Raw genomic sequence first — 24,283 nt, 5'->3', positions numbered from 1 at the left:
AAAAAAATTATGAGCAATTTAGATTCTTTAAAAGAAGCAACATTTAAAATACTTACCTCAAGAGGAACGGGGAGTGGTTTTTATATAAAAAGTAAAGATATTATTCTTACTAATCATCATGTTATTAGTGGTTGCAAAGAAGTCGCTGTCGAAGATGATCATAATAACAGAATGCTGGCAAAAGTTATTATGACAAATCCAGATATCGATATTGCAATACTTAAAGTAGAAGAAGAGTTGAATATTGATCATGGTTTTTCTGTAGATAACTCTTTAGAATTAACAAGGCAAGAAAAAGTATTTGCTCTTGGATATCCATTCGGAATGCCGTTTACCATAACCGAAGGTATCGTTTCAAATCCAGAGCAGCACATGAATGGGAAATATTTTGTGCAAACAGATGCTGCAATAAACCCAGGAAATAGTGGAGGACCATTAGTGACACAGGATGGAAGATTAGCAGGCATAAATTCTTCAAAATTCAATAATGCAGATAATATGGGATTTGCAATTCCTGTTTCTGAAATTGAGCAAGCTATCGAAAGTATTGAAAGTAATCCCGAACATAAGTTTTCTCTACAGTGCTCATCTTGTTCAGGACTCACGTATGTCGCACAAGATTACTGTAATAATTGTGGAGCAACATTATCCAAAGATGTATTTGATGAATTAGAACTCAATGAATTTTCAAATTTTATTGAAGATTCTTTGAAACAATTGGATATTAATCCTGTTTTAACAAGAACAGGCCAGGAGTTTTGGGAATTTCATCAAGGGAGTTCTCAAATTAGGATTTTTGTAATGAATAGAGAGTATCTCTATTTAACATCTCCTTTAAATAATTTACCTAAGCAAAATCTCGAAAAGTTATATGAATATTTGATTTCAAGTGATCAAGGACAATTTTCATTAGGGGTATATAAGAATACTATTTTTATATCTTACAGAATTAGTATCACAGATATATTTCAGGATGAGGCTACAAAAAATGATATCAAACTAAAAATAAAGGAACTAGCTTTAAAAGCAGATGACCTTGATGATTTCTTTGTTGAGGAATATGGCTGTACTATGAGTACATATTCCAAAAAAGTAAGTTGATCTGATATTTTTTGGTTTGGATTAACTTAGATATAAAAGAATTTTATTTTTGGTTAGAACCACCGAGATATGTGCATTCTTTTAAATCTTGAGTACAAGTATATTCAACAGCAGTCTTACTATATTTAAAAGACTCTCTTAATGTCTTGGTTAGTTCTCCGTCATCCACATTAAGATCTATATCCTGCATTGTAAACTGACAAGGGTGCTCATATCCTGCAGCGTGAGTGATTTCTGTAAACTCTTTTCTAAACGTTTTAAAATACTGTGCCAAACGATCTGATTTTAATGGAATGTTAATTCCTTTCTGTAACCACTTACTTTGGGTTGCGACTCCGCTAGGGCATCGATTAGTATGACAAATTTGTGCCTGGATACAACCAATACTCATCATGGCTTCACGGGCAACATTTATGCAATCTACACCCATGGCAAATGCCATCGCAGCTTTTGCAGGAAAACCTAGTTTTCCACTACCTATAAAAACTACCCGATCTGTAAGGTTATGTTTCTGAAAAATCTTATAAATAGCTGCAAATCCATATATCCATGGAAGTGATACATGATCTGCAAAACTTGGTGGAGCAGCCCCGGTACCACCTTCACCACCATCTATGGTAATGAAATCTGGGCCTCTATTGGTTTTTACCATCAGTTCTGCCAGAAGTTCCCATTGCTCTGTTTTACCAATTGCAGCTTTGATCCCTACAGGAAGTCCTGTCTCTTTGGCGATATCCTCAATAAATTGTAGCAGTTCTGGGACATCAGAAAAAGCTTTATGTGCAGAAGGAGATAATACATCCTTACCAACTTCTACACCTCTTATTTTTGCAATTTCGGAAGTGATCTTGGCACCAGGCAATACACCTCCTTTTCCAGGCTTTGCTCCTTGTGATAATTTGATCTCAATAGCTCTGATAAAAGGATTCCTGGTTATAAGGTCTTTCATTTTTTTCATCGAAAAACTACCGTTCTCATCGCGTACTCCAAAATACCCTGTTCCAAAATGAAAAATGACATCACCTCCATTACTATGATAAGGAGAAAGCCCTCCTTCTCCAGTGTTATGATAGGCATTTCCTTTTTGAACGCCTATATTTAGAGACTCTATAGCACGTGCAGAAAGAGATCCAAAACTCATTGCAGAAACATTAATAACAGATCCAGGTCGATAAGGTTTTTCTCGTTGGTTGTATACCCCCATAACCTTTGCGCAAGGAAGAAAAGATTTATCTTCTCTATTAGGATGATCCTTATCCATCTTATAAGGGATCATACAGTTTTTTACAAAAATATGCTGGTGCAAATAAATATCCCTATCTGTACCAAAACCTTCATAATTATTTTCATTTTTGGAAGAAGCATAAACCCAACCTCTCTCAATTCTATTAAATGGAAGTTCCTCTCGATTATTAGCTACAAAATACTGTCTTATCTCTGGACCAATACTTTCTAATAAATACCTAAGATGACCTATAATAGGGAAATTATGACTTACCGTATGTCTCTTATTAAAATATATATCACGAGTTGCAACTAATACTAGAGCAAAAATGATCCATATCCACCAGGATATCGAACCTAAAAAATTAAGTACACTTTCCATTTTATTTTATCTATTGTGCATTAAGATAATCAATAGTTAATTGTGACATTACCTTAACTCCTAATACTAATCCGCTTTCATCTATGAAGAAATCGGGTGTATGATGAGAAGCTGCTTGATTGTTTCCAGGCGTTTTTCCTCCTAAAAAGAAATAAAACCCAGGGACTACTTCTTGAAAATATGAAAAATCTTCTCCTCCTGTGGTTGCCTTTGATAGAATAACATTTTCTTTACCGGCAATGCCTTCAATTGTGGGCAACATCTTTTTTACAAGATCAGGATCATTATAAGTTATAGAAGTATTATTTTGAAATCTAATAATAGCTTCACCGCCATATGCTTTAGCAATAGCAGGTACCATTTCATTCATACGACGAATGATAAGAGCTCTCATTTTTGGATCCAAAGTTCGCACTGTACCGATCATTTCGGCACTTTCTGGAATGATATTAAACCGTACACCACTTGTAATTTTGCCTACTGTGATTACTGCAGCCTCATTTACGAGAGGAGATTCTCTACTTATAATAGTTTGTAAACCGTCAATAATCTTAGCCGAAATAAGGATAGGATCTACTCCTGTCCATGGAGCCGAACCATGTGTTTGTTTTCCTTTAACAGTAATAACAAATCGTTCTACTGCTGCCATTGTTCCTCCTGGCTTGTAACGAATTTTCCCAACTTCGGTTCCCGAATTAATGTGCAGGCCAAAGATTGCATCTACATCAGGATTTTTTAAAACCCCTTCTTTGATCATCAATTTAGCGCCACCTTCTTCTCCCGGTGGAGGTCCTTCTTCTGCAGGTTGAAATATAAATTTAACCGTACCATTTATTTTATCTTTATGTTTTGAAAGGATCTCTGCTACTCCCATTAATATAGAGATATGGGTATCATGACCACAAGCATGACTAACACCAACTTCGGTGCCTAGAAATGTAGTTTTTACAACAGATTTAAAAGGTATGTCTACTCGTTCGGTTACCGGCAATGCGTCAATATCTGCTCTAAGTGCTACAGTTTTACCTTCTTTTTTCCCCTTAAGAAGGGCTACTACACCTGTTTTAGCAACATTCTCGGTAACTTCTAAACCAAGGTCTTTGAGGTGTTTTGCAATTTTCTTAGCAGTCTCAAATTCTTGATTGGAAAGCTCAGGGTTTTGATGGAAATCTCGCCTCCATTCAATTACTTTGGATTCTATTTTTTCTGCAGAAGTATTAATGTCGGGGTCAATTTGTTGTGCCTGTATTGAACAAAAGACCATTAAGAAAATAAATAGAAAAGATGATGGTTGTGTTTTCATGCGCTTGTTTTAATGTTTAAAGAGGACAGACCAAAGATAATCTAAGATGATCAAAATAATCATGTTGTGATATGCACAATGAGAGAATTATAATCATATTAGTTTCATTAAGTTTAAAAATTAATAAGTCTATAGTTTTCGTTTTGTAATTGTACCAATGCGGTCATTGCAGATAATGCAATCTGTATCTCGGGAAGTGTATCTTCTTTAGAAATATCTCGATGTGCGGCGGTCTGCCCACACAAAATAAAATGCACACCTTTTTTTGCTAAAGCCGAAAGAAGTGGAGCATTAGGGTTGTCAATATTGTATTTGGCTTTGTAATTTGCATTGTTTAGAATATCATTTGCTGCCGAACCATGAATGACTAATGCTACTTTTAACTTTTCTACTGGTATACCAGCATCAGCATGCATATTAAGATATCTAGCAGCAGTATTAAAAAGAGGATTTACTTTTGAACTATCTTTAAACGTTCTTCCTACATCAAATACAGCTTTTAAATCATGCTGTGTTTTAGTCTTAAAATCTGGGTCACTAACTGTATAGGTTTTACCATATTCAGTTATTATTTTACCTTCTTTAGATTTTTGTTGAGAAAAAATAAAAAAAGGAAGTAAAATAAAAATATAGAATGCTATTCTGTTTTTCAAGCTGTAATTTTTGGCTTCTAAAGATATTCAAAAATCTATTAATTGAAAGTTAAAATGTTATTTTGATTTTTATCTACAAAAAAAAGCATACCTCCTAAACTAAAGAAGATATGCTTTTGATATTTTTATTTACTAGCTTATTGTCTTACAAACTTGCCAAGAGGTTTGTTATTGATTAAGATGATATATAACCCATGTGAAAGTTCTGATATATCCATCTCAGGGGTTGGTGTAGCATCAATTAATACTTGCCCCTGTATGTTAACAATTCTTACAGAATAATCATTTATAGTTATACCATCTATATGTAATATTTCATCGTCATTAACCGGGTTAGGGTAGTAGGTAAACGTTTTGTTCTCTTGACCCAAATTAAGTAATGATTGATCAACCTCGAATGTTTTAGAAATTATACTACAACCCGCTTCATTAAATACCTTTATACTATATTCTCCTACTTCTGTAGGTAAATGTTCTGCCTGGATAGCATCATCAATAGATTCGTTTTTATAATACCATTGATAAGAAGAAAATTGAGACGGCACAAATAGCATATGATTTTGGTTTACAGCTATTTCTGGTACTTCTGGGTTCTCTGATACAATTGCTTTTACGGCTGTTCTTGTTGTTGTTGTGCAATTACCAATAGTTCCCTCTACATAATAGGTTTGAGTAGCATCGAGCGCTGGGGTTTCATACGATAATCCAGATGCAATACTCGTGCCTCCGGTTGAGGTAGTATACCATTTGTATTCGCTATTTCCTGATACGGTTATAGTTACAGATTCTCCTGCACAAACATTTTGGTTTGTAACAACAGGGAGATTAGGAAGGTTTATAGATACAAAATCTGATTTTTCTTTAGTATTATTCCCAGAATCATTGGTTGTTGTTAGTGATATGGTATAAGCTCCACTAGTTGCATACGTATGTGTTGGATTTTGTTCTGTAGAAGTTTGACCGTCTCCAAAATTCCATAAATAAGAACTTATTCTATTGGTAGAAGTACTTTGAAACTCTACTACCGAACAGTTTGTAGTTGCTTTAAAATCTGATAATGGAGGTTGTTTATCATCTCCTGGTGTATAATTACCTGATATAGAATAATTACCTAAAGATGAGTAATCAGAATATCCATTGGTTAATGTTCCTTCACCTACACCATCAACCTCAATATAATAAATTCCTTCTGTAAGGTTTTGATTGATCGATGCGGTAAGTCCGTTTGGATCAGAAAGTACTACTTCTTGGCCAAGCTCATTTAGAATTCTTATCTGGATGTTTAGATTAGGGTAATCGGGATCAGGATTAAAAGATAGAGATACATTTCCGGTTTCTACGGCAAAAGAGAAAACATCTTTATCATCTCGGGTACTTATTAATCCAAAGTTTTGATCGGCACTTACCACTCCAGAAGGAGCTACTTTAATTGCAGTAGCCTCATTAATTGCATTGCCATGGTCATCATTTTGAAAACCAACACCATTTCTATTACCAGAAATAATTGCAATATCATCTTGTGTATTTGTTGCATCAGGATATTCTCCACTACTCCAATGTCCTAATGTTTTATTGGCACTCCATCCCATAATTGGACTCCATTCCCCGTGTCCTGAGTAGTATGTCGTACCTGGTTTTCCATCATGTGATAGTCCCAAAGTGTGACCAACTTCATGAGACCCTGTTTCACCAGCAGATCTGGTTCCTAAATTATATACCCAGCAAGGATTATTGCTATTCGACGAAAACGAATTTAAATAAGCAACCCCTCCAGAATCTGGGGCAGCATCTTTTGTTGTCGTAAAAATGCACATCATTCTACGATTTTTAGGAGCTGCATCAAAAAGATCTCTTCGGGTAGTAACGTTTAGATTAAATGGGCGAAAATCTTCGGCCATGATTTTCCATACTTTGATTATTTTTTCGTCAGAGAAATTAGGAGACTGCGCATTAATTGTAGCTCCACCAAGCCAACTCGTATTAGAAACCGATTCTCCATCAAAATCAAGATAAATAATACCCGGTGCTCCCGGAAGACTTTCTAATTGCGGTGCTGCTTTTGAAAATATAGTTCCGGCATCTTCATCTTTTGTATTTGCTTTTTCAAAATCTACACAAAGAATTGTATTAATATCTGTTTCTTTTACAAATACCTGACCATTGGATTCAGAATATAAAGTATATGCTTTTTTTATATCATGAAGTATGATATTTCCTTTTAAAGAGTTATTTGTCTTGACAAAAGAGAATGAAGATAATTGGTGATCATTAACAGTTCCTATTAAGGTAAGGTCTTGATCAGTTTGATTTTGTACATTAAGCGTAAAAGAAAAGGCCTGGTTATTAGCAATTTTGATTGCTAAAGGCTTACTTTTTTTGGGGCTAATCAGATCATTTATAAAATTTTGTTGATTATCTGATATCAGATATGATTTATCAGATTGACCGTAAGTATTATATCCTCCTATTATCATAATAATAAGAAGAAAATACTGTACTGATTTTCTTTTCATGTTGAGTTTGATTATTAAGTAATTATTTCGACTGCAATTTTTACTACAACTAAATATTCTTAGTTTTAGTATAAAAAATCTAATATAGATTAAAATATTAATATCGTAGACTATATAGTGCCCCCTTCTATTTAGGAAAAACAAAAACAGTATATACATATTTCTATATTCAAAATACGTATATACCATTTTCGGAATCTAAATTTAGAACACTAAAAAATTAACTATATGTCTAGATTTAGAAATAGTAGCGTCTATACATAATACATAATTATGAAATGCTTATGATTCTTTCTAGCGGAATGATTGTAGATTGTTTTAAAATAACCTCTTTATCGGTTATTCCCCATATGGTAGTTTCCACTCTTTTCAAACCTTTATCGTCTACAAAAACGATTCTTACTTTATGATGTTCTAGATTTCCTAAAGAGAGTGCTCTTTGTAATTCTAAAAATCGATCAATTTGATCTTTTCTTTTGTTTAAAACATCTTCTTTAGGGAACTTTAAAAATTTAATCTGCTCTTTTTGTACCATTTGTACATTCATGTTTGGGGCCATAAGTGCTGAGTTTGGTTGAATTTTTATTTTAATAAAAACTAGTGTTTACTTTTCGTTTCTGCTAAATATAGCACATTTTATCCTAAAAAAATGCATTTAATCTATGTTTTTTATTAAAAAGATATCAACTTGTAAGAATTCATGTTGTTGATAACCCTTGTTTAAAAAGCATTAATTTTATTTAGAGTTTACTAGTAACGGATAATACATATAACATTATATATCGCTGCTAGCCATACGACATCTAGTAAATTTTATTTATTATTTACCGATTGATTGTTAGTGATTTATAGGGTAATTGATCAATGTTAAAAAAATATTGGTGTTTGCTAAAAGTTATTGACTATGATTTGTTTACAAAAAACATAAAGTACGTTTTCATAACCGTAGTTCTTTCCTTAAATTTCGACCTTAAATATAATGTTACTTTGGAAGAATATTTAGCAGAACTAAATGATGCACAACGAGCGCCTGTACTTCAAATAGATGGGCCCATGATTGTTATTGCGGGTGCTGGCTCGGGTAAAACAAGAGTACTTACGTATCGTATTGCTTATTTGATGCATAAGGGTGTAGATTCATTTAATATACTATCCTTAACATTTACCAATAAAGCGGCCCGTGAAATGAAAAAGCGGATCACAAGTATAGTTGGCTCGAGTGAGGCTAAAAACCTTTGGATGGGTACATTTCACTCAATATTTGCCAAAATATTGAGGTTTGAAGCTGATAAATTAGGCTACCCGTCTAATTTTACAATTTATGATACTCAGGATTCCCAACGATTAATAGCTTCTATAATCAAAGAGATGGGACTCGATAAGGATATCTATAAATACAAACAGGTGTATTCTCGCATTTCCTCTTATAAAAACAGTTTGATCACCGTAAAAGCATATTTTCAGAATGCAGAACTGGTAGAAGCAGATGCTATGGCAAAGCGCCCTAGAATGGGGGAGATTTATCAACACTATGTTGATCGTTGTTTTAAGGCCGGTGCGATGGATTTTGATGACCTTTTATTAAAAACTAATGAGTTACTAAACCGTTTTCCTGAAGTACTTGCTAAATATCAAAACCGATTTAGATACATCTTGGTAGATGAGTATCAGGATACCAATCATTCACAATATCTTATTGTAAGAGCATTATCTGATAAGTTTCAAAATATCTGTGTGGTGGGAGATGATGCACAGAGTATTTATGCTTTCCGGGGAGCGAATATTAATAATATTCTTAATTTTCAAAAAGATTATGATAATGTGCAGCAATACCGATTAGAGCAAAATTATAGATCTACCAAAAATATTGTAGAAGCGGCAAACTCTATCATAGAAAAAAATAAAACCAAACTTGATAAAGTAGTTTGGACTGCAAATGATGATGGACCTAAGATAATTGTAAACCGATTATTAACCGATGGTGATGAAGGTCGATATGTTGCGAGTTCTATTTTTGAAAACCAGATGCAGCATCAACTAGGTAATGGAAATTTTGCAGTGTTGTATAGAACTAATGCACAATCCAGGGCTATTGAAGATGCATTACGCAAACGAGACATAAAATATAGAATTTATGGAGGACTTTCCTTTTACCAAAGAAAGGAAATTAAAGATGTACTGGCGTATTTACGATTAGTGATTAATCCTAAAGATGAAGAGGCTTTAAAACGAGTAATAAATTACCCGGCCAGGGGAATTGGAGCAACAACTGTTGATAAACTGATAGTCGCAGCAAATCACTATGATCGTTCTATTTTTGAAGTAATCGAAAATCTGGATCGTATTAATTTAAAGATTAATAGTGGTACTAAAACTCGATTAGAAAACTTTATAACCATGATCAAAAGTTTTCAAATTACTAATGAGACTTCTGATGCATTCGTGTTAACCGAAATAGTTGCTAAAAAAACAGGATTATTACAAGAACTTAAAAAAGACGGTACTCCAGAAGGTATTGCCAGAATCGAAAATATCGAGGAACTACTTAATGGTATACGTGATTTTGTAGAAGGGCAGAAAGAAGTAGCAGATGTAAGAGGATCATTAGCAGAATTCCTGGAAGATGTTGCTTTGGCTACAGATTTGGATATGGATACAGGAGATGATGATAGAGTAGCGTTGATGACTATTCATTTGGCTAAAGGATTAGAATTTCCATATGTATATATAGTAGGAATGGAAGAAGATCTTTTTCCATCAGGAATGAGTATGAATACCCGAAGTGAACTCGAGGAAGAACGACGTCTGTTTTATGTGGCATTGACACGTGCAGAAAAACAAGCGTACCTTACATATACACAATCCCGATACCGATGGGGTAAACTGGTAGACGCCGAACCTAGTCGATTTATTGAAGAAATAGATGAGCAATTTTTAGAATATATAACACCAATAGAAAGTTATCGGTACAAACCATTAATTGATTCTGATATTTTTGGAGAAGTTGATAAAAGTAAGTTACGGCTTAAAAAACCAGTTTCTGGAGCACCGCCATTAGCACATAAACCTACCGAAGAACAACTACGTAGACTAAGAAAACTTAGGCCTACATCTAATGATACGGCTGATGCATCATCTAATACGAATCTCTTTGATGAAGATCTTATACCAGGAACAATAGTTGAACATATGCGATTTGGTAGAGGAAAAATCATTAAAATTGATGGAGTCGGACAAGATAGAAAAGCCGAAATTCATTTTGAAAAAGGAGGAATAAAGAAGTTATTACTTCGCTTTGCAAAATTGAAGGTTTTATAATATAGCTAATCGCTTAGGTTAAGGATTAGCTTTTTATACTGTATTTTACATTATCTTTATTTACAATCATTTATATGGCAGAGTTCATAAAATTATACAATGAAAACCCAAACCCACGTGAAATACAGCGAGTAGTTAATTGTTTACGTAACGGAGGATTGGTTATTTATCCTACAGATACAGTATATGGATTGGGGTGTGATATTACAAATAACAGAGCCCTGGAACGGATTGCACAGATCAAAGGTGTAAAACTGGCAAAAGCTAACTTTTCATTTATCTGTAAAGACTTAAGTAATCTTTCTGATTATGTAAAACAAATTGATAATGCAACATTTAAATTATTAAAAAGAACACTTCCGGGACCATACACCTTTATTCTTCCGGGAAGTAATAATTTACCTACCGTTTTTAAAAAAAGGAAAACTGTAGGTATTCGTGTTCCTGATAATAATATTTGTACAGCTATCGTAGAAGAATTGGGTAATCCTATTGTATCTACTTCTATCTATGATGAAGATGAAGTCATAGAGTATACCACGGATCCAGAATTGATATTAGAAAAATGGGATAACCTGGTGGATATGGTGATCGATGGTGGGTATGGTGATAATATGCCATCTACTGTAATTGACCTAACCAGTGGCGAACCAATATTACTTAGAGAAGGAAAAGGAAGTATAGATATTATCTAGATTATAGATATAAACAATAAGAGCTTTTTTATGATCGTTGCTTTCTTACACCAGTATGATCTATTCCTTGGTTTCTTTCTAATTTAATCATCTCTTTGGGCCTAAAGTTAAATATTAAAGCTCTTCGTTGACTATTTGTGGTGTTTCCTCTGCTATAGTGTAATGTAAAACCATCATGAAAAGTACATCCGCCAATAGGTAATGGAACAGGCATTGCATTAGTAGTGTCAGCATCACAGTATAAGGCTCCTTCATTTGGTAAATTGGTATGCTCTAATATTTGTTGATCTTTTACTGGTAGAAACCACATACAACCATTGTTTTCGTATACATTATCCAAAGCTATCCAACAACTTACAGCTCTTTTATCTGGTAAATTTATCCAATAAGCAGCATCTTGATGCCATGGAGTAGGAGTATTGGTATAAGGTGCTTTATTAATAAGCATATCAAAATCTAATTCCATATCATCTCCCAATAATTTTTTTGCACAATCTAATGCTTTTTTATAGGCAATATGATTTAATATTTTTGGTTCTACTAAACTTGGCCTCATGACCTGAGTGATCCGCTCAATTGTTTTATCAGTATTTTGCAAGCCTGCCAAATCACTTCTTAAATGAGCTGTTCTTTTCTTATCGTTCAACAAACTAGTATAGATAACAAGTAAACTTTCGACTTCTGTGCTATCAAAAAGCTGATCTATTTTGGTATACCCATTAGTTAAAAACTCATTTTTTATAATGTCCATTTTGTAGTGCTGATTTTGTTCAAAGATGAATAAAACATTTTAGTAAATCTTCTAAATTTGTACTACCTTACTTTTTTGTACAAAATGAATATAAATTTAGAAGAACGCATAGTACATTTTTTACCAGATTATGGTATTGATAGTTGTTTGCAGTTTGGTCATTACAAATATTCTAAAGCACAACCTCAATTACCAATACATGAACATTGTAATGCAATAGAAATATGTTTTTGTATCAAGGGGGAGCAACATTATATAATTGGGGAAGAATTATTTCAATTGCATGGCAATGACATTCTTATTATTCCTCCAAACAAAGAGCATAGTACTGGCGAATATCCCGAAGATAAAGGAGAATTATTCTGGTTGCAAATTAATTGTTCTGATAACCAACGTAGATTATGTAATTTACCCGGGGATCATTCAAAGTATCTTCTTCGAGAGTTAAAAAAGACTTCAGAACGAACTTTTAAGGGAGCATTTCAAGTCAAATTTGTACTTGAAAAACTTTTAAATGAGCTGAAAACAAGTAGTACTGTTTTATCAGAAATTACCATAAATCAACTTATTGTTCAGACCATATTAGAAGTGTTGAATCTTTCAAAGAGAAAGCAGGATAGTCCTCCATTAAAAAGATTAAATGATATCGATACTTATATTTTAAACAATTTACACCGCATAATTTATGTTGATGAACTCGCAGGTGTTTCTAATGTTTCTGTTGGGTATTTTAAATTTTGGTTTAAAAACACCATGGGTATCCCTCCTAAAGAATACATAAACAGGTTAAAAATTGAGCAGTCAAAAATTGATTTATTGAAGAGTCACAGTATAACTACTGTAGCTTTTAATTTAGGATTTAGTTCGTCCCAATATTTCTCTACAACTTTTAAAAAGTTTACGGGGTATACCCCAAAAACCTATATTTCTTTAAAAAGTAATAATTGATAGCTTTCTGGTTTAAGTAGCACTTCTTTATATTACTAATTTTTATAGTGATTTGGACTTGTTTTTGTTGTAAAACCACGTATAAATACGTGTATAATGCCGTAGTATTTTTATTAACTTTAAGAAAACTTAAAACCAACAAAATGAGTACCAGGAAACTACCTAAATTCAGAATTTATCCTTCTATAGGCATTGCACGATTAGGAAATGGCCCCGCTACAAAGGATCAGGTTATTTTTAGTCCAGAGATCCCCTGGGCTAATCTATTTGATACAGATCAACATTATCTTACCGAAGAAGGAGCTTTAAAAAAGCAAGCTCAGCGATTTTATATTTATGAATGTGATGACAATGGTGTACCTGTTAAGCAAATAGATGCTAATGATTATGATATCGAATGGGCGGTAGAAGTAGCAAATAAGAAACCGTTTTGGTATGATTTTAATAATAGTCTGGATCTCTCTGTGTTATCTGAAAATCAAAATTTATCTCCAAATTTTGCCAAAAATAAATTGGCACCAGGGATTGGAGCAAAACGAAGAAATCCTAATGTACTAAACCAATCCATGAGAGTAGAAGGAGGATATGATTATCGTAAAGAACTGGTTAATCACCCGGGAAAGGTAAAAGTAGATGCTACCGATCAACGTGAGATAATTCGTGGGAAATTTCCTTCGGATAATGGAGGCGTTAGTAAATTAGCGGCTAGTATGAATACTTCTTCTAAATCTGTTGATCTTGGTACTATCGAGTATGATGAAGGAACATTAATTTTTTATGGAGCAGATGGTATTTCGGCATCTCTTAACCCCTCAGATCTTAATAATGATTTTGCAGATAACTCTAATTGGTATGATGATATTTGTGATGGAAGAGTTACGGCATCTATCGTTTCTAAAAAAAGCGGAGATACGTATCATTTGGATGATGCATTATCTTCTGCCTGGATAGCCACTGCACCGCCAGATTATGCACCGCAGATCCAACCAATATCTACAATGTTTGATTTAATAGCAGGAGCAGCTAATGAGAGCTATGCTCCCGAGTTAAGTTTGGTATTTCCAATATTTTATCGCCTGTATAGGATGCAATGGGTTAATCTGGGAGATTTCCTTTCTCCATCATTTAAAGAAACGATCGATAAACTTGTGGCGGATGGGAAATTTAAATATATCTATAAAAAAGAACCAAAAGGAGAAGCAGATGCTGTGAGAAAACAAATATTTGATCTTTTTAGAGATCCTTCATACCATTATAATAACGAACCTATAATACCAAGTAAAGATAAAACTGATGTTGTTAATCGTGGTAGCGGGACCGATGAACTAAAACTTCCTTACTATCCTGGAGATGCTATTGATTATCCAGGAAGCCCAGCCCAGTGGTTTGCTATTCCGCCAATGTTATATGAACAATTGGAGAATTGGAAGGATGGGAAGTTCGAAACACCACCTGATTTTGATTTTCAGACTATAGATGAAATGGGGACATTTTATCAAAATCAATTTTTAGAATCTTTTAAAGATGAATCTAAAAAACCATTGCTAATGACCAGAGCTGTACTAGAAACGTTATATGGTGGTGGTTTTCATCCAGGAGTAGAATTGACTTGGCCTATGAGGCATAATCTTATTTATGCCGAGAATAGTATGATATATAAATGGATAACCGAAGGTGCTTTTAAGTATGGGTTTTATGGATTAAGAGAAGTTCGCCTTAATGCTGCCACAAGCAAAGAGCAAAACGATATATTTTATAATGATTTTGGATTCCAGATGAATTCTGAAGATATTCGTGAATCTATGAATCCCAAAAATGAGAAAAATTGGTTGTGGAAACTTACACCCGGCGATCTTACTAAATGGATGGGGATTCCCTGGCAGTCAGATGCAGGAAGTTGCCAGGTAGTTTTTGTAGAGAAACAATATCCTATTCCATCCTGGTGGGCAGCTAATTTACCTGTACATGTGTTTCCTCAGGAAAGCTACCAAAAGCTTCTTGATCCCAATATTTTGGAAGATACTAAACGTAATATTTATGCAAACCGCTTAGCTTGGCTGCATACTGCAGATACAGGATTTATTGGGTATCATGCAGAAGGTGGGTATCTTAACGGACTTATTAATATGGTATACCAATGGGATAAAATAGGAATAGTCACTGGTAGAAAGTTAGATGTCGATATAGAAGGATTGCCTAAAACGGTATATGTTTCTTATAGTGGAAAAGAAGCTGATAAAAAATAATGAATACAGATGTTATTATTGTAGGAAAAGGTATTGCAGGATTAGTGTTGTCACTTCTTTTGAAGAGAAAAGGAATACAACATCTGGTTTTGGATCGTAAAAGCAAGAAGAAACACTTTGCCTTGGCAGAGACATTACCTCCTTCTTCAATGCCTTTGTTACAATCTCTTGGTCTCATAAAGATATTTGAAAAAAACGCGATCAGGAAAACATATGGTTACCATTCAATGTGGGGAAATACAAGAATATTGAATAATAATTTTTTCTCTCAATTGTCGTATAAAAATGGATTAAAAATTGATAAACAAGCTATAGTAGAGGATCTCGAACAGCTGTGTAATGAGAATGTGATAAGCTATGATAAAATGTTGAATATGATAATTTCTAAAGAAGAAGTTATTGTAGAAGTAGAAAGTAATAATCAAAAAGAAATTATTACGGCAAAGATGATTATTGATGCAACAGGAAGGAATCGTGCTATTCTTAAGAAATTAAACATCCCTATTCGATTATATGATAACCTAATATCTTTTAGTTGTCACTTGCCAAGAATAGAACATCCAAAATTAACATACGATGTATTTGTAGAATCTTTTGAAGATGGGTGGGGTATTGTTTCTGGTTTAGACGAAAAAACTAATGTCTTATCGATTTTTACAAATAGAGAAAATCTTGTTCAGTTAAAATTAAGAGATTATTCGGATTGGCAATCGGTTTTGTCTAAAACTACTTTGTTAAAAGATTTTCTGGTAGAACAATCTGAAGTGAAAATTATAGGATCGGATGCAAATTCTTCTATAGCCAATTATTTATCGGGAGAAAATTGGCTGGCGGTTGGTGATGCAGCTTTATCTTTTGACCCTCTTTCTTCTCATGGTATTGCTAATGCGATATATACAGTAAGAGAAGCTTCAGATGCTATCGAATCCTATATATTAACAGGTGATAGAAAAGGGTTTGTGATGTATTCCAAAACATTGTTTTCTATTTTTGATAGTTATTATATGGTAAAAAATGAATTATACAGATCAGAATCCAGGTGGATGGAATCTTCTTTTTGGAAGAAATTCTTCCAACCAGGAGAGGAGCAAGACAAAGAAAAAACTCATAATTTTCCCAGGCAGAGTGGCACTGGTATCATTTTGGATTAATGAAAAAGCATAATGCTTAAATACAAAAAGGGAGATCAAAATGATCTCCCTTTTTATATGGATATAAAAAATATTCTTTTATTATTTTTTTGTAGCTTTTTTCATACCATCTTCAATCATATTATAAAACTGATCAAGTTTTGGTAATACAACAATTCTTGTACGTCTGTTTTTTGCTTTGTTTGCTGCAGAATTATTATCAGTTACTGGTATGTAATGACTTCTTCCGGCAGCAGTCATACGTTTTGGATCTACTTTAAAGTCGTTTTGTAATACTCTTACTACAGAAGTAGCACGTTTTACACTTAAATCCCAGTTATCCAAAAGCACTTTGTTTTTGATAGGCACATTATCAGTATGTCCTTCTACTAAGAATTCGATATCTGGTTTATCATTAACAACTTTTGCTACTTTACCTAATACTTCACGAGCTCTTGCAGAAACATTATAGCTACCACTCTTGAAAAGTAACTTGTCTGAAATAGAAACATAAACAACTCCTTTTTCTACATTAATCTCTATATCTTCATCAGCAAGATTTCCTAAGGCTCCCTTAAGACTGGTTACAAGTGCCAAGGTTACAGAATCCTTTTTGGTAAGAGCATCCTGCATTGTTCTTATTTGTAAATCTTTTTCTTTAATACTTTCTAAAGATTTTTCTAGATTCTCTGCTTCCTTAGTAGAAAGAGTGGCTAAATTACCTACATTGTTTAATAGAGCAGAATTTTGATTTTTAAGATTAGATACCTGATCTTGAAGAACTTTAAGTTGCGAAGATGAACTCGCTTTTTCTTCAAGGCAGCTATTTAATTTAACTGTAGCTGTATTTAATAGATCTTCAGTTTCTTTGTTTTTGGCTTCTAATTCTGAAAACTTCTTCTGCGAAACACAGGAAGATAGTAGAATTGCTAGAGAGGCCCCAATAATCATTGCTTTTTTCATTAGAAAATTTGTTTTTAGTCTTGTTCTGGTTATATAACTCAAAATTATTAAAAATGTGACGTAATGCTAGGTCATTAACAATAATTTATTATATCTCCTTATAATTGATCAAAATGTTTACGGTTCAAAATAAAATACTGCCATACAACGGAAAAAAGAGAATAATATTTCCCCGTTTTTGAAAGTTTTTTACGTTTTTTATTAAAAGTGTTAAAATTAGCATAGAAACTAATATGTGCCTTGAAAATAGCGAAAAAATGAGAGAATTTACCTTGTGTAATAAATCTGATCGCAGCAAGCCCGTCTAGAATCATTCTTATAAAAATCAAAAACCAGACTTTACTTCCCGGTACATTTTTGATCAGAAGATATAAGCTGTTTCTAAAATTTAAAAATGTTTTCCTGGGATTCATTGAATCCAAAGTTGCTCCTCCTAAATGATAAACCGTTGAGGAACCTTCATACATTATTATATGACCAATACTGTGGATACGCCAGCAAAGATCAATCTCCTCCTGGTGAGCAAAAAAATCTTCATCCAGTTTCCCAACTTCTTCAAATACCTGTTTTCTTATAAATAAGCATGCCCCACTAGCCCAAAATATAGTAGTAGCATCATCATATTGCCCATTATCTTCTTCGAGAGAGTCAAATATTCTTCCTCGACAATATGCGTATCCTAGTTTATCGATGTAACCCCCGGCAGCTCCAGCATATTCAAAATGAGTTTTCTTTTTGTAATCAAGGATTTTGGGTTGTATAGCAGCAACTCCTGTATGGGTTTGAAATGTTTTAAGAATAGGAACCAACCAATCTTTAGTAACTTCAACATCACTGTTTAGAAGGCAAAAAATATCGGCATCAATTTTTGACAATGCATCATTGTACCCTTTGGCATAACCACCATTGACTTTGTTTTGAATAATTCTAACTTCGGGAAAAGTAGTTGTTACAAAAGCAACAGAATCGTCTGTAGAAGCATTATCAGCAAGATAAACAATAGCTTCCTTAGAATTTTTGATCACCGAAGGTAAAAATTGCTCTAATAATGATCTTCCATTCCAATTTAATATGACGACTGCGATATTCACATCTGCAAAGTAAAAGGAATAATTGAGATAAATTCAAATAAAAAAGAATAAAGTAACGCTATTGAATTGATATCATATTTGGTTTTGAATCTGAAATATTAAAACTTTGAGTAAAAAACCGTATTATCATAAACCAGGAAGGGAATAGCTATTTGTAATCTGGTATATCTTTTAAAAATGTATATTGCTTATCGGTATAGTTCATTTGACAATAATAATGATCAAGACCATTAGTGATCATTAAGTATTCTGAATCTAAAGCAAGATTGTATCTCGCAATCTGGTCAAATACTTCCTGTGTTATTTTTACACGAGCAGATTTACATTCTATAATAAGAAAAATACTACCGTCTGGATTAAATATAATAATGTCATAACGTTTGTTAAGTCCATTGAGTTGTATTAGTTTTTCTACATTAATTAAGCTTTCTGGATATTTCTTTTCTTCAATCAAATAATGAATGGTATGTTGTCGTACCCATTCTTCTGGAGTAAGGATGATGAATTTTTTACGAATTCTGTCAAAAATAGAAACTTTATTTTCGCTATTTTTGAACCTGAACCGATACTCTGGAAAGTTAAGCTTTTGCATAACACAAATTTGATGATTTTTTCTGAATGGATGAAGTAAAACAAATCGTAAGTGATATAAAAAAAGGAAATATTAAACCTGTCTATTTTCTTATGGGGGAAGAACCATATTATATAGATAAGATTTCTCAATTTATTGATAAGAATGTACTGGCAGAAGAAGAAAAAGGATTTAATCAAATGGTCTTGTATGGTCGTGATGTAAGTATAGAAGATATTGTGGCTAACGCAAAACGTTTTCCGATGATGGCAGAGAGACAGGTCGTTATTGTTAAAGAAGCCCAAGAATTATCCAGAACGATTGAAAAACTAGCAGATTATGTAGAAAACCCGCAACCTTCTACTGTTTTGGTGATGTGTTATAAATATAAAAAGATAGATAAGAGAAAAAAGCTTTATAAAATAGTTGCGAAGAATGGAGTCATTTTTGAAAGTAAAAAACTGTATGAAAACCAGGTTGCCGATTGGATAAGAAGAGTTCTTGGAGGAGCTAAATATACTATTGAACCCAAAGCGTCTCAAATGCTGGTAGAGTTTTTAGGTACAGATCTTAGTAAGATAAATAATGAGTTAGAAAAGTTAAAGCTAATTATTTCTTCAGGAACTCAGATTACTGCTGATCAAATTGAAGAGAATATTGGGATTAGCAAGGAGTTTAATAATTTTGAACTTCGCAAGGCCATCGGAACCAGAAATGAAGTTAAAGCACATCTTATCATTAATTATTTTGCACAAAACCCCAAAGACAACCCGTTGGTGGTTACCATTTCTTTACTCTATAGCTTTTTTTCTCAGGTATTACAATATCATGGCTTGAGCGATAAATCACAACGCAACGTTGCCAGTGCATTAAAAATCAATCCATATTTTGTAAAAGATTACTCAGAAGCAGCTCATAATTATCCTATGAAAAAAGTAAGCGGAATTATTGCTTACCTAAGAGATGCCGATGTAAAAAGTAAAGGAGTAGGGGCAACAAATCTTCCGCAAGGCGATATTCTTAAAGAGCTTCTGGTAAAAATAATGAGATAATTTATACCTTGGGATTTGTAGCAAAAACTGTGGCCTCGGTAATAAATCCTCGATCGTCCATTTCTAAAAGACTACTAATAGTATGGGCAATTTCTTCTCCTCTAAGTTTGGTTTGCTGTTCTGCTTCGGTGTATTGTTTTGTTTTAGAATTATTATCTATTCTGTTGTCAGAAAAACTGGTCATTACTTCACTTGGATTCACTTGCATAACTCTAATGTTATGAGGGCGTAACTCGTTTCTCCAACTTTCTGTCATACCTCGCAACGCGAATTTGGTAGCGACATATGGCGAAGCTGTTGGTGAGCCTTTTAATGAAGATGTAGATCCAATATTGATAATATTTCCGTATTCTTGAGCAACAAAATGCTTTGCCGACTCTTTAGCACATAGTGTAGCACCAAGGATATTGGTTTTAAATTGGTCCATAAATTTATCGGCTTCGATATCAATAAGTTTTGAAATATATCCATAACCAGCATTATTGATCAATACATTAAGTCCATTCATTTTGTTTTTGGCTTCCTGTACCATATTCTGAACTTGACTTTCTTCGGTAACATCGGTCTTAATATATTCTATATTTAATGCCTTTGCTGTTTCCTGTAATGTAGTTTCATTTCTTCCAGAAATGATTACCTGAGCTCCTTTTTCTTTTAAAAGCCTAGCAGTAGCTTTTCCTATCCCAGAATTACCACCTGTGATCAATACTTTCGCATTTTTAATATTCATAATCTGTGCAATTTTCTTTAGTTGAATATCAAAAGTACAGTATGTATTCTAAATCTTTTGTTAAGCCGAAATATATTTTTTAAGGAATTGGCAGATATGAGAAATCTTTTACTTCAGTCATCACAAAAGAACTTTGCACTTTAGAAATATTTTCTAAAGAAGCTAATTTGTTGGATAGAAAATCTTGATAACGCTCCATGTCTTCTGCATAGATTTTAATTAGGTAATCAAACATGCCCGCTACATGATAACATTCTACAACTTCAGGGAATTGCTGGATGTCTTTTTCAAATTTTTTTAAATAATCAGTTTGATGGAGATTTAAAGTAACATTGCAAAACACCATTAGTTGTAATCCTGTTTTTTTTCGATCTAATATGGCTTTATATGATTTTATATATCCTTCACGTTCTAGTTTCTTTACACGTTCAAAAATCGGAGTAGTAGTTAGATTTAATCTTTCTGCAATTTCTTTAATTGTGATTTTACCATCTTTTTGTAATAACAATAATATTGACCGATCTATTTTATCCATAATAATTTTCTTTATAAAGCCTGATAATATATCAAATATAGAATAATATTCTTTTTGATTTATGAATAGATATTATTTTTTCTTAAAATGAGGCTAAATAGGGTTTTTAATTCTTTTAGATGTAGTTTTATGAATTGAAATGAGGATTTAGAATTCAATTCAATTTAAGAAAGTAAAGGCAAACATGCGATCTATATTAGCATTAGCTCTACAATTAAGAAAAAGAATAAAATAAATAGATGAAGAAACACGATTTTAACCCCGAGAGCTTAATGATGACTCATGGTTATAAACCAGAATTATCAGAAGGAGCTATAAAATGCCCTATTTTTCAAACATCAACCTTTGTTTTTAAAACTGCAGAAGAAGGAAAAGCTTTTTTTGAATTAGCTTATGGTTTGAGGGAGAAATCTCCAAAAGAAGAACTTGGTCTTATTTATAGTAGGATTAATAACCCCAACCTGGAAATCTTAGAAAATCGCCTTTGTTTATGGGATAAAGCAGATGATTGTGCAGTTTTTGAAAGCGGAATGTCTGCAATAAGTACAGTATTGTTAGAATTTCTTATGCCTGGAGATTTGCTAGTATATAGTAATCCTTTATATGGAGGGACGGATCATTTTATCCATCACTTTTTAGATAAAATAGGAGTACACACGATAGGAGTAATGCCGAATCAAAGTATAGATGAAGTACTTCAAATGATCAAAGATTCTGGAAAAGCAGATCGATTAGCAATGATTTATCTCGAGACTCCTGCTAATCCAACCAATGATATTGTTGATATCGAAAAATATAGCCAGATTGCAAAACAATTTAGTACTAATGACAGAAAAGCTTTGGTGGCTGTAGATAATACATATATGGGGCCATTATGGCAACATCCTTTACAGTGTGGAGCAGATTTGGTGCTGTACTCTGCTACAAAATATATAGGGGGACATAGTGATCTCATTGCAGGAGCAGTTTTGGGAAATGCAGAACTAATGTTAAGAGTAAAAACACTACGTACTTTCCTGGGAAATATGGTAAGTCCACATACAGCATGGTTATTGCTTAGGAGTTTAGAAACTTTAAAAGTAAGAATGGATCAGCAAACAAAAAATGCTCAGATCATTGCTGATTATTTGAATAATCATCCTAAGATTGAAAAGGTATATTATTTAGGATTACTAGAAGAAGAAACAGAAGGGTATAAAACATTTCAAAAACAATGCTCTGCTCCGGGAGCAATGGTATCTTTTGATATCATTGGAGGAGAAGAAGAAGCATTTGTATTCCTTAATAATCTTAAGCTAATGAAACTTGCAGTAAGTCTGGGTGGTACAGAAAGTTTGGCAGAACATCCTAAAACAATGACACATGCAGGTGTAGATGAAGAGCAAAGACAACAAATGAATATTACAGATCGATTAGTAAGGTTATCAATAGGAGTAGAGCACTCTAAGGATTTGATCTGGGATTTAGAACAGGCACTAGAGCAAGTAAAAATTGATTCTGAATTAGAATTAGAAAAAGTATAAAAATCATAATTTTAGAGTTTAACAACAAAAAGCACGGTTAATTTCTAACTGTGCTTTTTGTTGTTAAACTCTCTGTGCTATTTATCTATAAGGTATTTTACCCTTTGTTTTCACAAATATTTTTGAGTGTTGATAGACCTTTATCCCAATCTTTACCCATCATTTCTTCCATATTAGTAAATAGATTCATAAGATTCATAGGATAAGGCATCTCGCTTTGAAAACCCCAGGTTACTTTTGTAGTATTGTTTTCCTTTAGTACTTTAATATATCCTTTGGCTTCACTTTCATAGGGTTCATAAAATTTGAGATCGGTTTCAAAAAGATTTGGTGCTTCGATTTTGGCTATAGTTTGACTACCTTTACCTACTTCTTTTACATCACTGTCCCAACTGGCTTTTGCACCAATGGCTCCATCTGTGCCTGTAAAATCTTTTTTCATATTTGGGTCATAGTCATTCCATGGGCTCCATTTGTCTAAATCAGTTAGACTATTTACATTTTCCCATACAGTCTCAATAGGAGCATCTATGCTAATTGATTTTTCATAAACTACTTCTTTAGAAACAAAGATTGCCGCTATAAGGATAATAGCAATAAGTGCAATCAGTACAATTCCAATTTTCTTTAAGATTTTCATGTTATTGTTGTTTATTTATAGTTAAAATTAGATTCAATATATAATACTCTTAACAACAAAGGTTAGATTCATAGTTTGTTATTTCTGAAATGGGGATGTATACAAATTTAAAAGTTTTTTATAAATATGTATGTGTTAGCTAATTGACAGGTTTATTAGGAGTTAATTTAACCAGGGTTTTGATAGCGAATAAAAGAGATGCAATGTTTGAGTATTACTTATTTTACTCTTCTGGCTTCAAACGTTTTAAATAAAAAACTTTTATAGGCCCTAATAAAGCAAAGATCAGTGTTATCACTATTAATCCAGACTTTTACAATATAGCTTTTACCACTATCTGCATTATAAATAGTGCCCCCTGATAATTCTCCATCTTTATAACTTAAATTTTCTAAAATATTCATCCCAAGTAAAGGGCGTCCCTTAAGTTCTTTAAGAGGGTTCTTGTTATCCAAACCATTAAGATTAGATAATGGGCGTTCTGCTCTTTTATCGATTTTTCCATAAAAATAATCTCCATCCCTATAGATTTCAATAATAGAACCTCCTTTAATTTTCCATTTTCCGATATAGGTATCAGAACTTACAGAAGAAGATAGAAAAAGTAGGGGTAGAGCTAAGAATATGATAAATTTCATTATTGTAAACATAACAATTAAATTAGATTAATTCCTAAAAAAATTATAAATGGTTTATTATCAATAGAATAAAATCTTAAAGGTATCTAGGAAAGATTCTTATGTGCTTATCTGCGGTCTTATTTGGTTCAATTTTATTTTATAGAGTAACTTTTAGTTGTTGGTGTAGAAAAACAATGATTTTATATAAAGAAATATAAATTATGTACAATAAAGATGACAAGAAAGACTAGGACTATCAAAGAATGACATTTCTCTTGTTTTTGATAAATAAGA

General features: G+C 33.0%; 21 protein-coding genes. 8 read left to right on the top strand and 13 right to left on the bottom strand.

What is annotated here, in order from left to right; all coding sequences use genetic code 11:
* The first annotated feature begins 9 nt into the window (after positions 1–9).
* Positions 10–1,101 carry a trypsin-like peptidase domain-containing protein gene (locus AAFU52_RS23620; RefSeq protein ID WP_024769597.1) on the top strand — a complete coding sequence of 364 codons (1,092 nt, stop codon included), beginning with the start codon at positions 10–12 and terminating at the stop codon, positions 1,099–1,101.
* Between the two features lie 43 nt (positions 1,102–1,144).
* Here AAFU52_RS23620 and AAFU52_RS23615 read toward each other — a convergent pair whose 3' ends face one another.
* The 5 genes from AAFU52_RS23615 to AAFU52_RS23595 form a co-directional block, all read right to left on the bottom strand.
* Positions 1,145–2,707 (bottom strand): FMN-binding glutamate synthase family protein, encoded by a 1,563-nt coding sequence (locus AAFU52_RS23615; RefSeq protein WP_438423837.1) that lies wholly within the window; start codon positions 2,705–2,707, stop codon positions 1,145–1,147.
* A 10-nt stretch (positions 2,708–2,717) separates the two neighbouring features.
* Positions 2,718–3,971: an amidohydrolase gene (locus AAFU52_RS23610; protein ID WP_438426656.1), complete on the bottom strand. Its 1,254-nt coding sequence runs from the start codon at positions 3,969–3,971 to the stop codon at positions 2,718–2,720.
* Between the two features lie 152 nt (positions 3,972–4,123).
* Positions 4,124–4,663, bottom strand: coding sequence for a DsrE family protein (locus AAFU52_RS23605; RefSeq protein WP_438423835.1), 540 nt, complete (start codon positions 4,661–4,663; stop codon positions 4,124–4,126).
* A gap of 137 nt (positions 4,664–4,800) precedes the next feature.
* Positions 4,801–7,176, bottom strand: a complete 2,376-nt coding sequence (locus AAFU52_RS23600; RefSeq protein WP_438423833.1) for a PKD domain-containing protein — start codon at positions 7,174–7,176, stop codon at positions 4,801–4,803.
* Between the two features lie 271 nt (positions 7,177–7,447).
* On the bottom strand, positions 7,448–7,735 hold the full coding sequence (locus tag AAFU52_RS23595; protein ID WP_051473707.1) for a hypothetical protein: 288 nt from the start codon (positions 7,733–7,735) through the stop codon (positions 7,448–7,450).
* Between the two features lie 428 nt (positions 7,736–8,163).
* On the opposite strand from AAFU52_RS23595, the gene AAFU52_RS23590 reads away from it, so the two are divergent.
* Together AAFU52_RS23590 and AAFU52_RS23585 are read left to right on the top strand one after the other, a co-directional pair.
* Positions 8,164–10,494, top strand: coding sequence for an ATP-dependent helicase (locus tag AAFU52_RS23590; RefSeq protein ID WP_024769591.1), 2,331 nt, complete (start codon positions 8,164–8,166; stop codon positions 10,492–10,494).
* 74 nt (positions 10,495–10,568) lie between these two features.
* Positions 10,569–11,189 (top strand): L-threonylcarbamoyladenylate synthase, encoded by a 621-nt coding sequence (locus tag AAFU52_RS23585; protein WP_438423831.1) that lies wholly within the window; start codon positions 10,569–10,571, stop codon positions 11,187–11,189.
* 28 nt (positions 11,190–11,217) lie between these two features.
* Here AAFU52_RS23585 and AAFU52_RS23580 read toward each other — a convergent pair whose 3' ends face one another.
* Positions 11,218–11,940, bottom strand: a complete 723-nt coding sequence (locus AAFU52_RS23580) for a phytanoyl-CoA dioxygenase family protein (protein ID WP_438423830.1) — start codon at positions 11,938–11,940, stop codon at positions 11,218–11,220.
* 84 nt (positions 11,941–12,024) lie between these two features.
* Between AAFU52_RS23580 and AAFU52_RS23575 the strand changes: the two genes are divergently transcribed.
* The 3 genes from AAFU52_RS23575 (at position 12,025) to AAFU52_RS23565 (ending at position 16,285) form a co-directional block, all read left to right on the top strand.
* Positions 12,025–12,888 (top strand): AraC family transcriptional regulator, encoded by an 864-nt coding sequence (locus AAFU52_RS23575; protein ID WP_024769589.1) that lies wholly within the window; start codon positions 12,025–12,027, stop codon positions 12,886–12,888.
* Between the two features lie 143 nt (positions 12,889–13,031).
* Positions 13,032–15,134 (top strand): LodA/GoxA family CTQ-dependent oxidase, encoded by a 2,103-nt coding sequence (locus AAFU52_RS23570; RefSeq protein WP_438423827.1) that lies wholly within the window; start codon positions 13,032–13,034, stop codon positions 15,132–15,134.
* Positions 15,134–16,285 (top strand): NAD(P)/FAD-dependent oxidoreductase, encoded by a 1,152-nt coding sequence (locus AAFU52_RS23565; RefSeq protein WP_438423825.1) that lies wholly within the window; start codon positions 15,134–15,136, stop codon positions 16,283–16,285. The genes AAFU52_RS23570 and AAFU52_RS23565 overlap by 1 nt, the downstream gene beginning before the upstream one ends.
* Before the next feature lie 81 nt (positions 16,286–16,366).
* Here AAFU52_RS23565 and AAFU52_RS23560 read toward each other — a convergent pair whose 3' ends face one another.
* The 3 genes from AAFU52_RS23560 to AAFU52_RS23550 all read right to left on the bottom strand — a co-directional run bounded on the left by AAFU52_RS23560 (position 16,367) and on the right by AAFU52_RS23550 (position 18,910).
* Complete coding sequence (locus AAFU52_RS23560) at positions 16,367–17,227, bottom strand: OmpA/MotB family protein (RefSeq protein WP_438423823.1); 861 nt, start codon at positions 17,225–17,227, stop codon at positions 16,367–16,369.
* A 98-nt stretch (positions 17,228–17,325) separates the two neighbouring features.
* Positions 17,326–18,318, bottom strand: a complete 993-nt coding sequence (locus tag AAFU52_RS23555; RefSeq protein ID WP_438423820.1) for a glycosyltransferase family 2 protein — start codon at positions 18,316–18,318, stop codon at positions 17,326–17,328.
* A gap of 148 nt (positions 18,319–18,466) precedes the next feature.
* Positions 18,467–18,910 carry a type I restriction enzyme HsdR N-terminal domain-containing protein gene (locus tag AAFU52_RS23550; RefSeq protein ID WP_438423818.1) on the bottom strand — a complete coding sequence of 148 codons (444 nt, stop codon included), beginning with the start codon at positions 18,908–18,910 and terminating at the stop codon, positions 18,467–18,469.
* A gap of 26 nt (positions 18,911–18,936) precedes the next feature.
* On the opposite strand from AAFU52_RS23550, the gene holA reads away from it, so the two are divergent.
* Positions 18,937–19,941, top strand: coding sequence for a DNA polymerase III subunit delta (gene holA, locus AAFU52_RS23545; RefSeq protein WP_024769583.1), 1,005 nt, complete (start codon positions 18,937–18,939; stop codon positions 19,939–19,941).
* A 1-nt stretch (position 19,942) separates the two neighbouring features.
* Here the strand turns inward: holA and AAFU52_RS23540 are convergent, their stop codons facing one another.
* Together AAFU52_RS23540 and AAFU52_RS23535 are read right to left on the bottom strand one after the other, a co-directional pair.
* Positions 19,943–20,671, bottom strand: a complete 729-nt coding sequence (locus AAFU52_RS23540) for an SDR family oxidoreductase (protein WP_438423816.1) — start codon at positions 20,669–20,671, stop codon at positions 19,943–19,945.
* Positions 20,672–20,750: 79 nt separating this feature from the next.
* Positions 20,751–21,206, bottom strand: coding sequence for an Lrp/AsnC family transcriptional regulator (locus tag AAFU52_RS23535; RefSeq protein WP_034238836.1), 456 nt, complete (start codon positions 21,204–21,206; stop codon positions 20,751–20,753).
* A 239-nt stretch (positions 21,207–21,445) separates the two neighbouring features.
* Between AAFU52_RS23535 and AAFU52_RS23530 the strand changes: the two genes are divergently transcribed.
* Positions 21,446–22,729 carry a cystathionine gamma-synthase family protein gene (locus AAFU52_RS23530; protein WP_024769580.1) on the top strand — a complete coding sequence of 428 codons (1,284 nt, stop codon included), beginning with the start codon at positions 21,446–21,448 and terminating at the stop codon, positions 22,727–22,729.
* A 97-nt stretch (positions 22,730–22,826) separates the two neighbouring features.
* Here AAFU52_RS23530 and AAFU52_RS23525 read toward each other — a convergent pair whose 3' ends face one another.
* Positions 22,827–23,369 (bottom strand): SRPBCC family protein, encoded by a 543-nt coding sequence (locus AAFU52_RS23525; RefSeq protein WP_024769579.1) that lies wholly within the window; start codon positions 23,367–23,369, stop codon positions 22,827–22,829.
* Between the two features lie 218 nt (positions 23,370–23,587).
* Complete coding sequence (locus AAFU52_RS23520) at positions 23,588–24,007, bottom strand: DUF2147 domain-containing protein (RefSeq protein WP_035091097.1); 420 nt, start codon at positions 24,005–24,007, stop codon at positions 23,588–23,590.
* Between the last annotated feature and the right edge of the window lie 276 nt (positions 24,008–24,283).

This window comes from Aquimarina macrocephali, from assembly GCF_051627225.1.
Lineage (GTDB): Bacteria > Bacteroidota > Bacteroidia > Flavobacteriales > Flavobacteriaceae > Aquimarina > Aquimarina macrocephali.
This window is presented reverse-complemented; position numbering and strand designations above follow the sequence as displayed.

Coding starts and splice junctions, on each gene's coding strand:
- holA (WP_024769583.1), top strand. CDS start 18,937: ATGGATGAAGTAAAACAAATCGTAAGTGATATAAAAAAAGGAAATATT.
- AAFU52_RS23520 (WP_035091097.1), bottom strand. CDS start 24,007: ATGAAATTTATCATATTCTTAGCTCTACCCCTACTTTTTCTATCTTCT.
- AAFU52_RS23615 (WP_438423837.1), bottom strand. CDS start 2,707: ATGGAAAGTGTACTTAATTTTTTAGGTTCGATATCCTGGTGGATATGG.
- AAFU52_RS23525 (WP_024769579.1), bottom strand. CDS start 23,369: ATGAAAATCTTAAAGAAAATTGGAATTGTACTGATTGCACTTATTGCT.
- AAFU52_RS23620 (WP_024769597.1), top strand. CDS start 10: ATGAGCAATTTAGATTCTTTAAAAGAAGCAACATTTAAAATACTTACC.
- AAFU52_RS23600 (WP_438423833.1), bottom strand. CDS start 7,176: ATGAAAAGAAAATCAGTACAGTATTTTCTTCTTATTATTATGATAATA.
- AAFU52_RS23540 (WP_438423816.1), bottom strand. CDS start 20,671: ATGAATATTAAAAATGCGAAAGTATTGATCACAGGTGGTAATTCTGGG.
- AAFU52_RS23595 (WP_051473707.1), bottom strand. CDS start 7,735: ATGGCCCCAAACATGAATGTACAAATGGTACAAAAAGAGCAGATTAAA.
- AAFU52_RS23610 (WP_438426656.1), bottom strand. CDS start 3,971: ATGGTCTTTTGTTCAATACAGGCACAACAAATTGACCCCGACATTAAT.
- AAFU52_RS23535 (WP_034238836.1), bottom strand. CDS start 21,206: ATGGATAAAATAGATCGGTCAATATTATTGTTATTACAAAAAGATGGT.
- AAFU52_RS23565 (WP_438423825.1), top strand. CDS start 15,134: ATGAATACAGATGTTATTATTGTAGGAAAAGGTATTGCAGGATTAGTG.
- AAFU52_RS23575 (WP_024769589.1), top strand. CDS start 12,025: ATGAATATAAATTTAGAAGAACGCATAGTACATTTTTTACCAGATTAT.
- AAFU52_RS23580 (WP_438423830.1), bottom strand. CDS start 11,940: ATGGACATTATAAAAAATGAGTTTTTAACTAATGGGTATACCAAAATA.
- AAFU52_RS23550 (WP_438423818.1), bottom strand. CDS start 18,910: ATGCAAAAGCTTAACTTTCCAGAGTATCGGTTCAGGTTCAAAAATAGC.
- AAFU52_RS23560 (WP_438423823.1), bottom strand. CDS start 17,227: ATGAAAAAAGCAATGATTATTGGGGCCTCTCTAGCAATTCTACTATCT.
- AAFU52_RS23570 (WP_438423827.1), top strand. CDS start 13,032: ATGAGTACCAGGAAACTACCTAAATTCAGAATTTATCCTTCTATAGGC.
- AAFU52_RS23530 (WP_024769580.1), top strand. CDS start 21,446: ATGAAGAAACACGATTTTAACCCCGAGAGCTTAATGATGACTCATGGT.
- AAFU52_RS23585 (WP_438423831.1), top strand. CDS start 10,569: ATGGCAGAGTTCATAAAATTATACAATGAAAACCCAAACCCACGTGAA.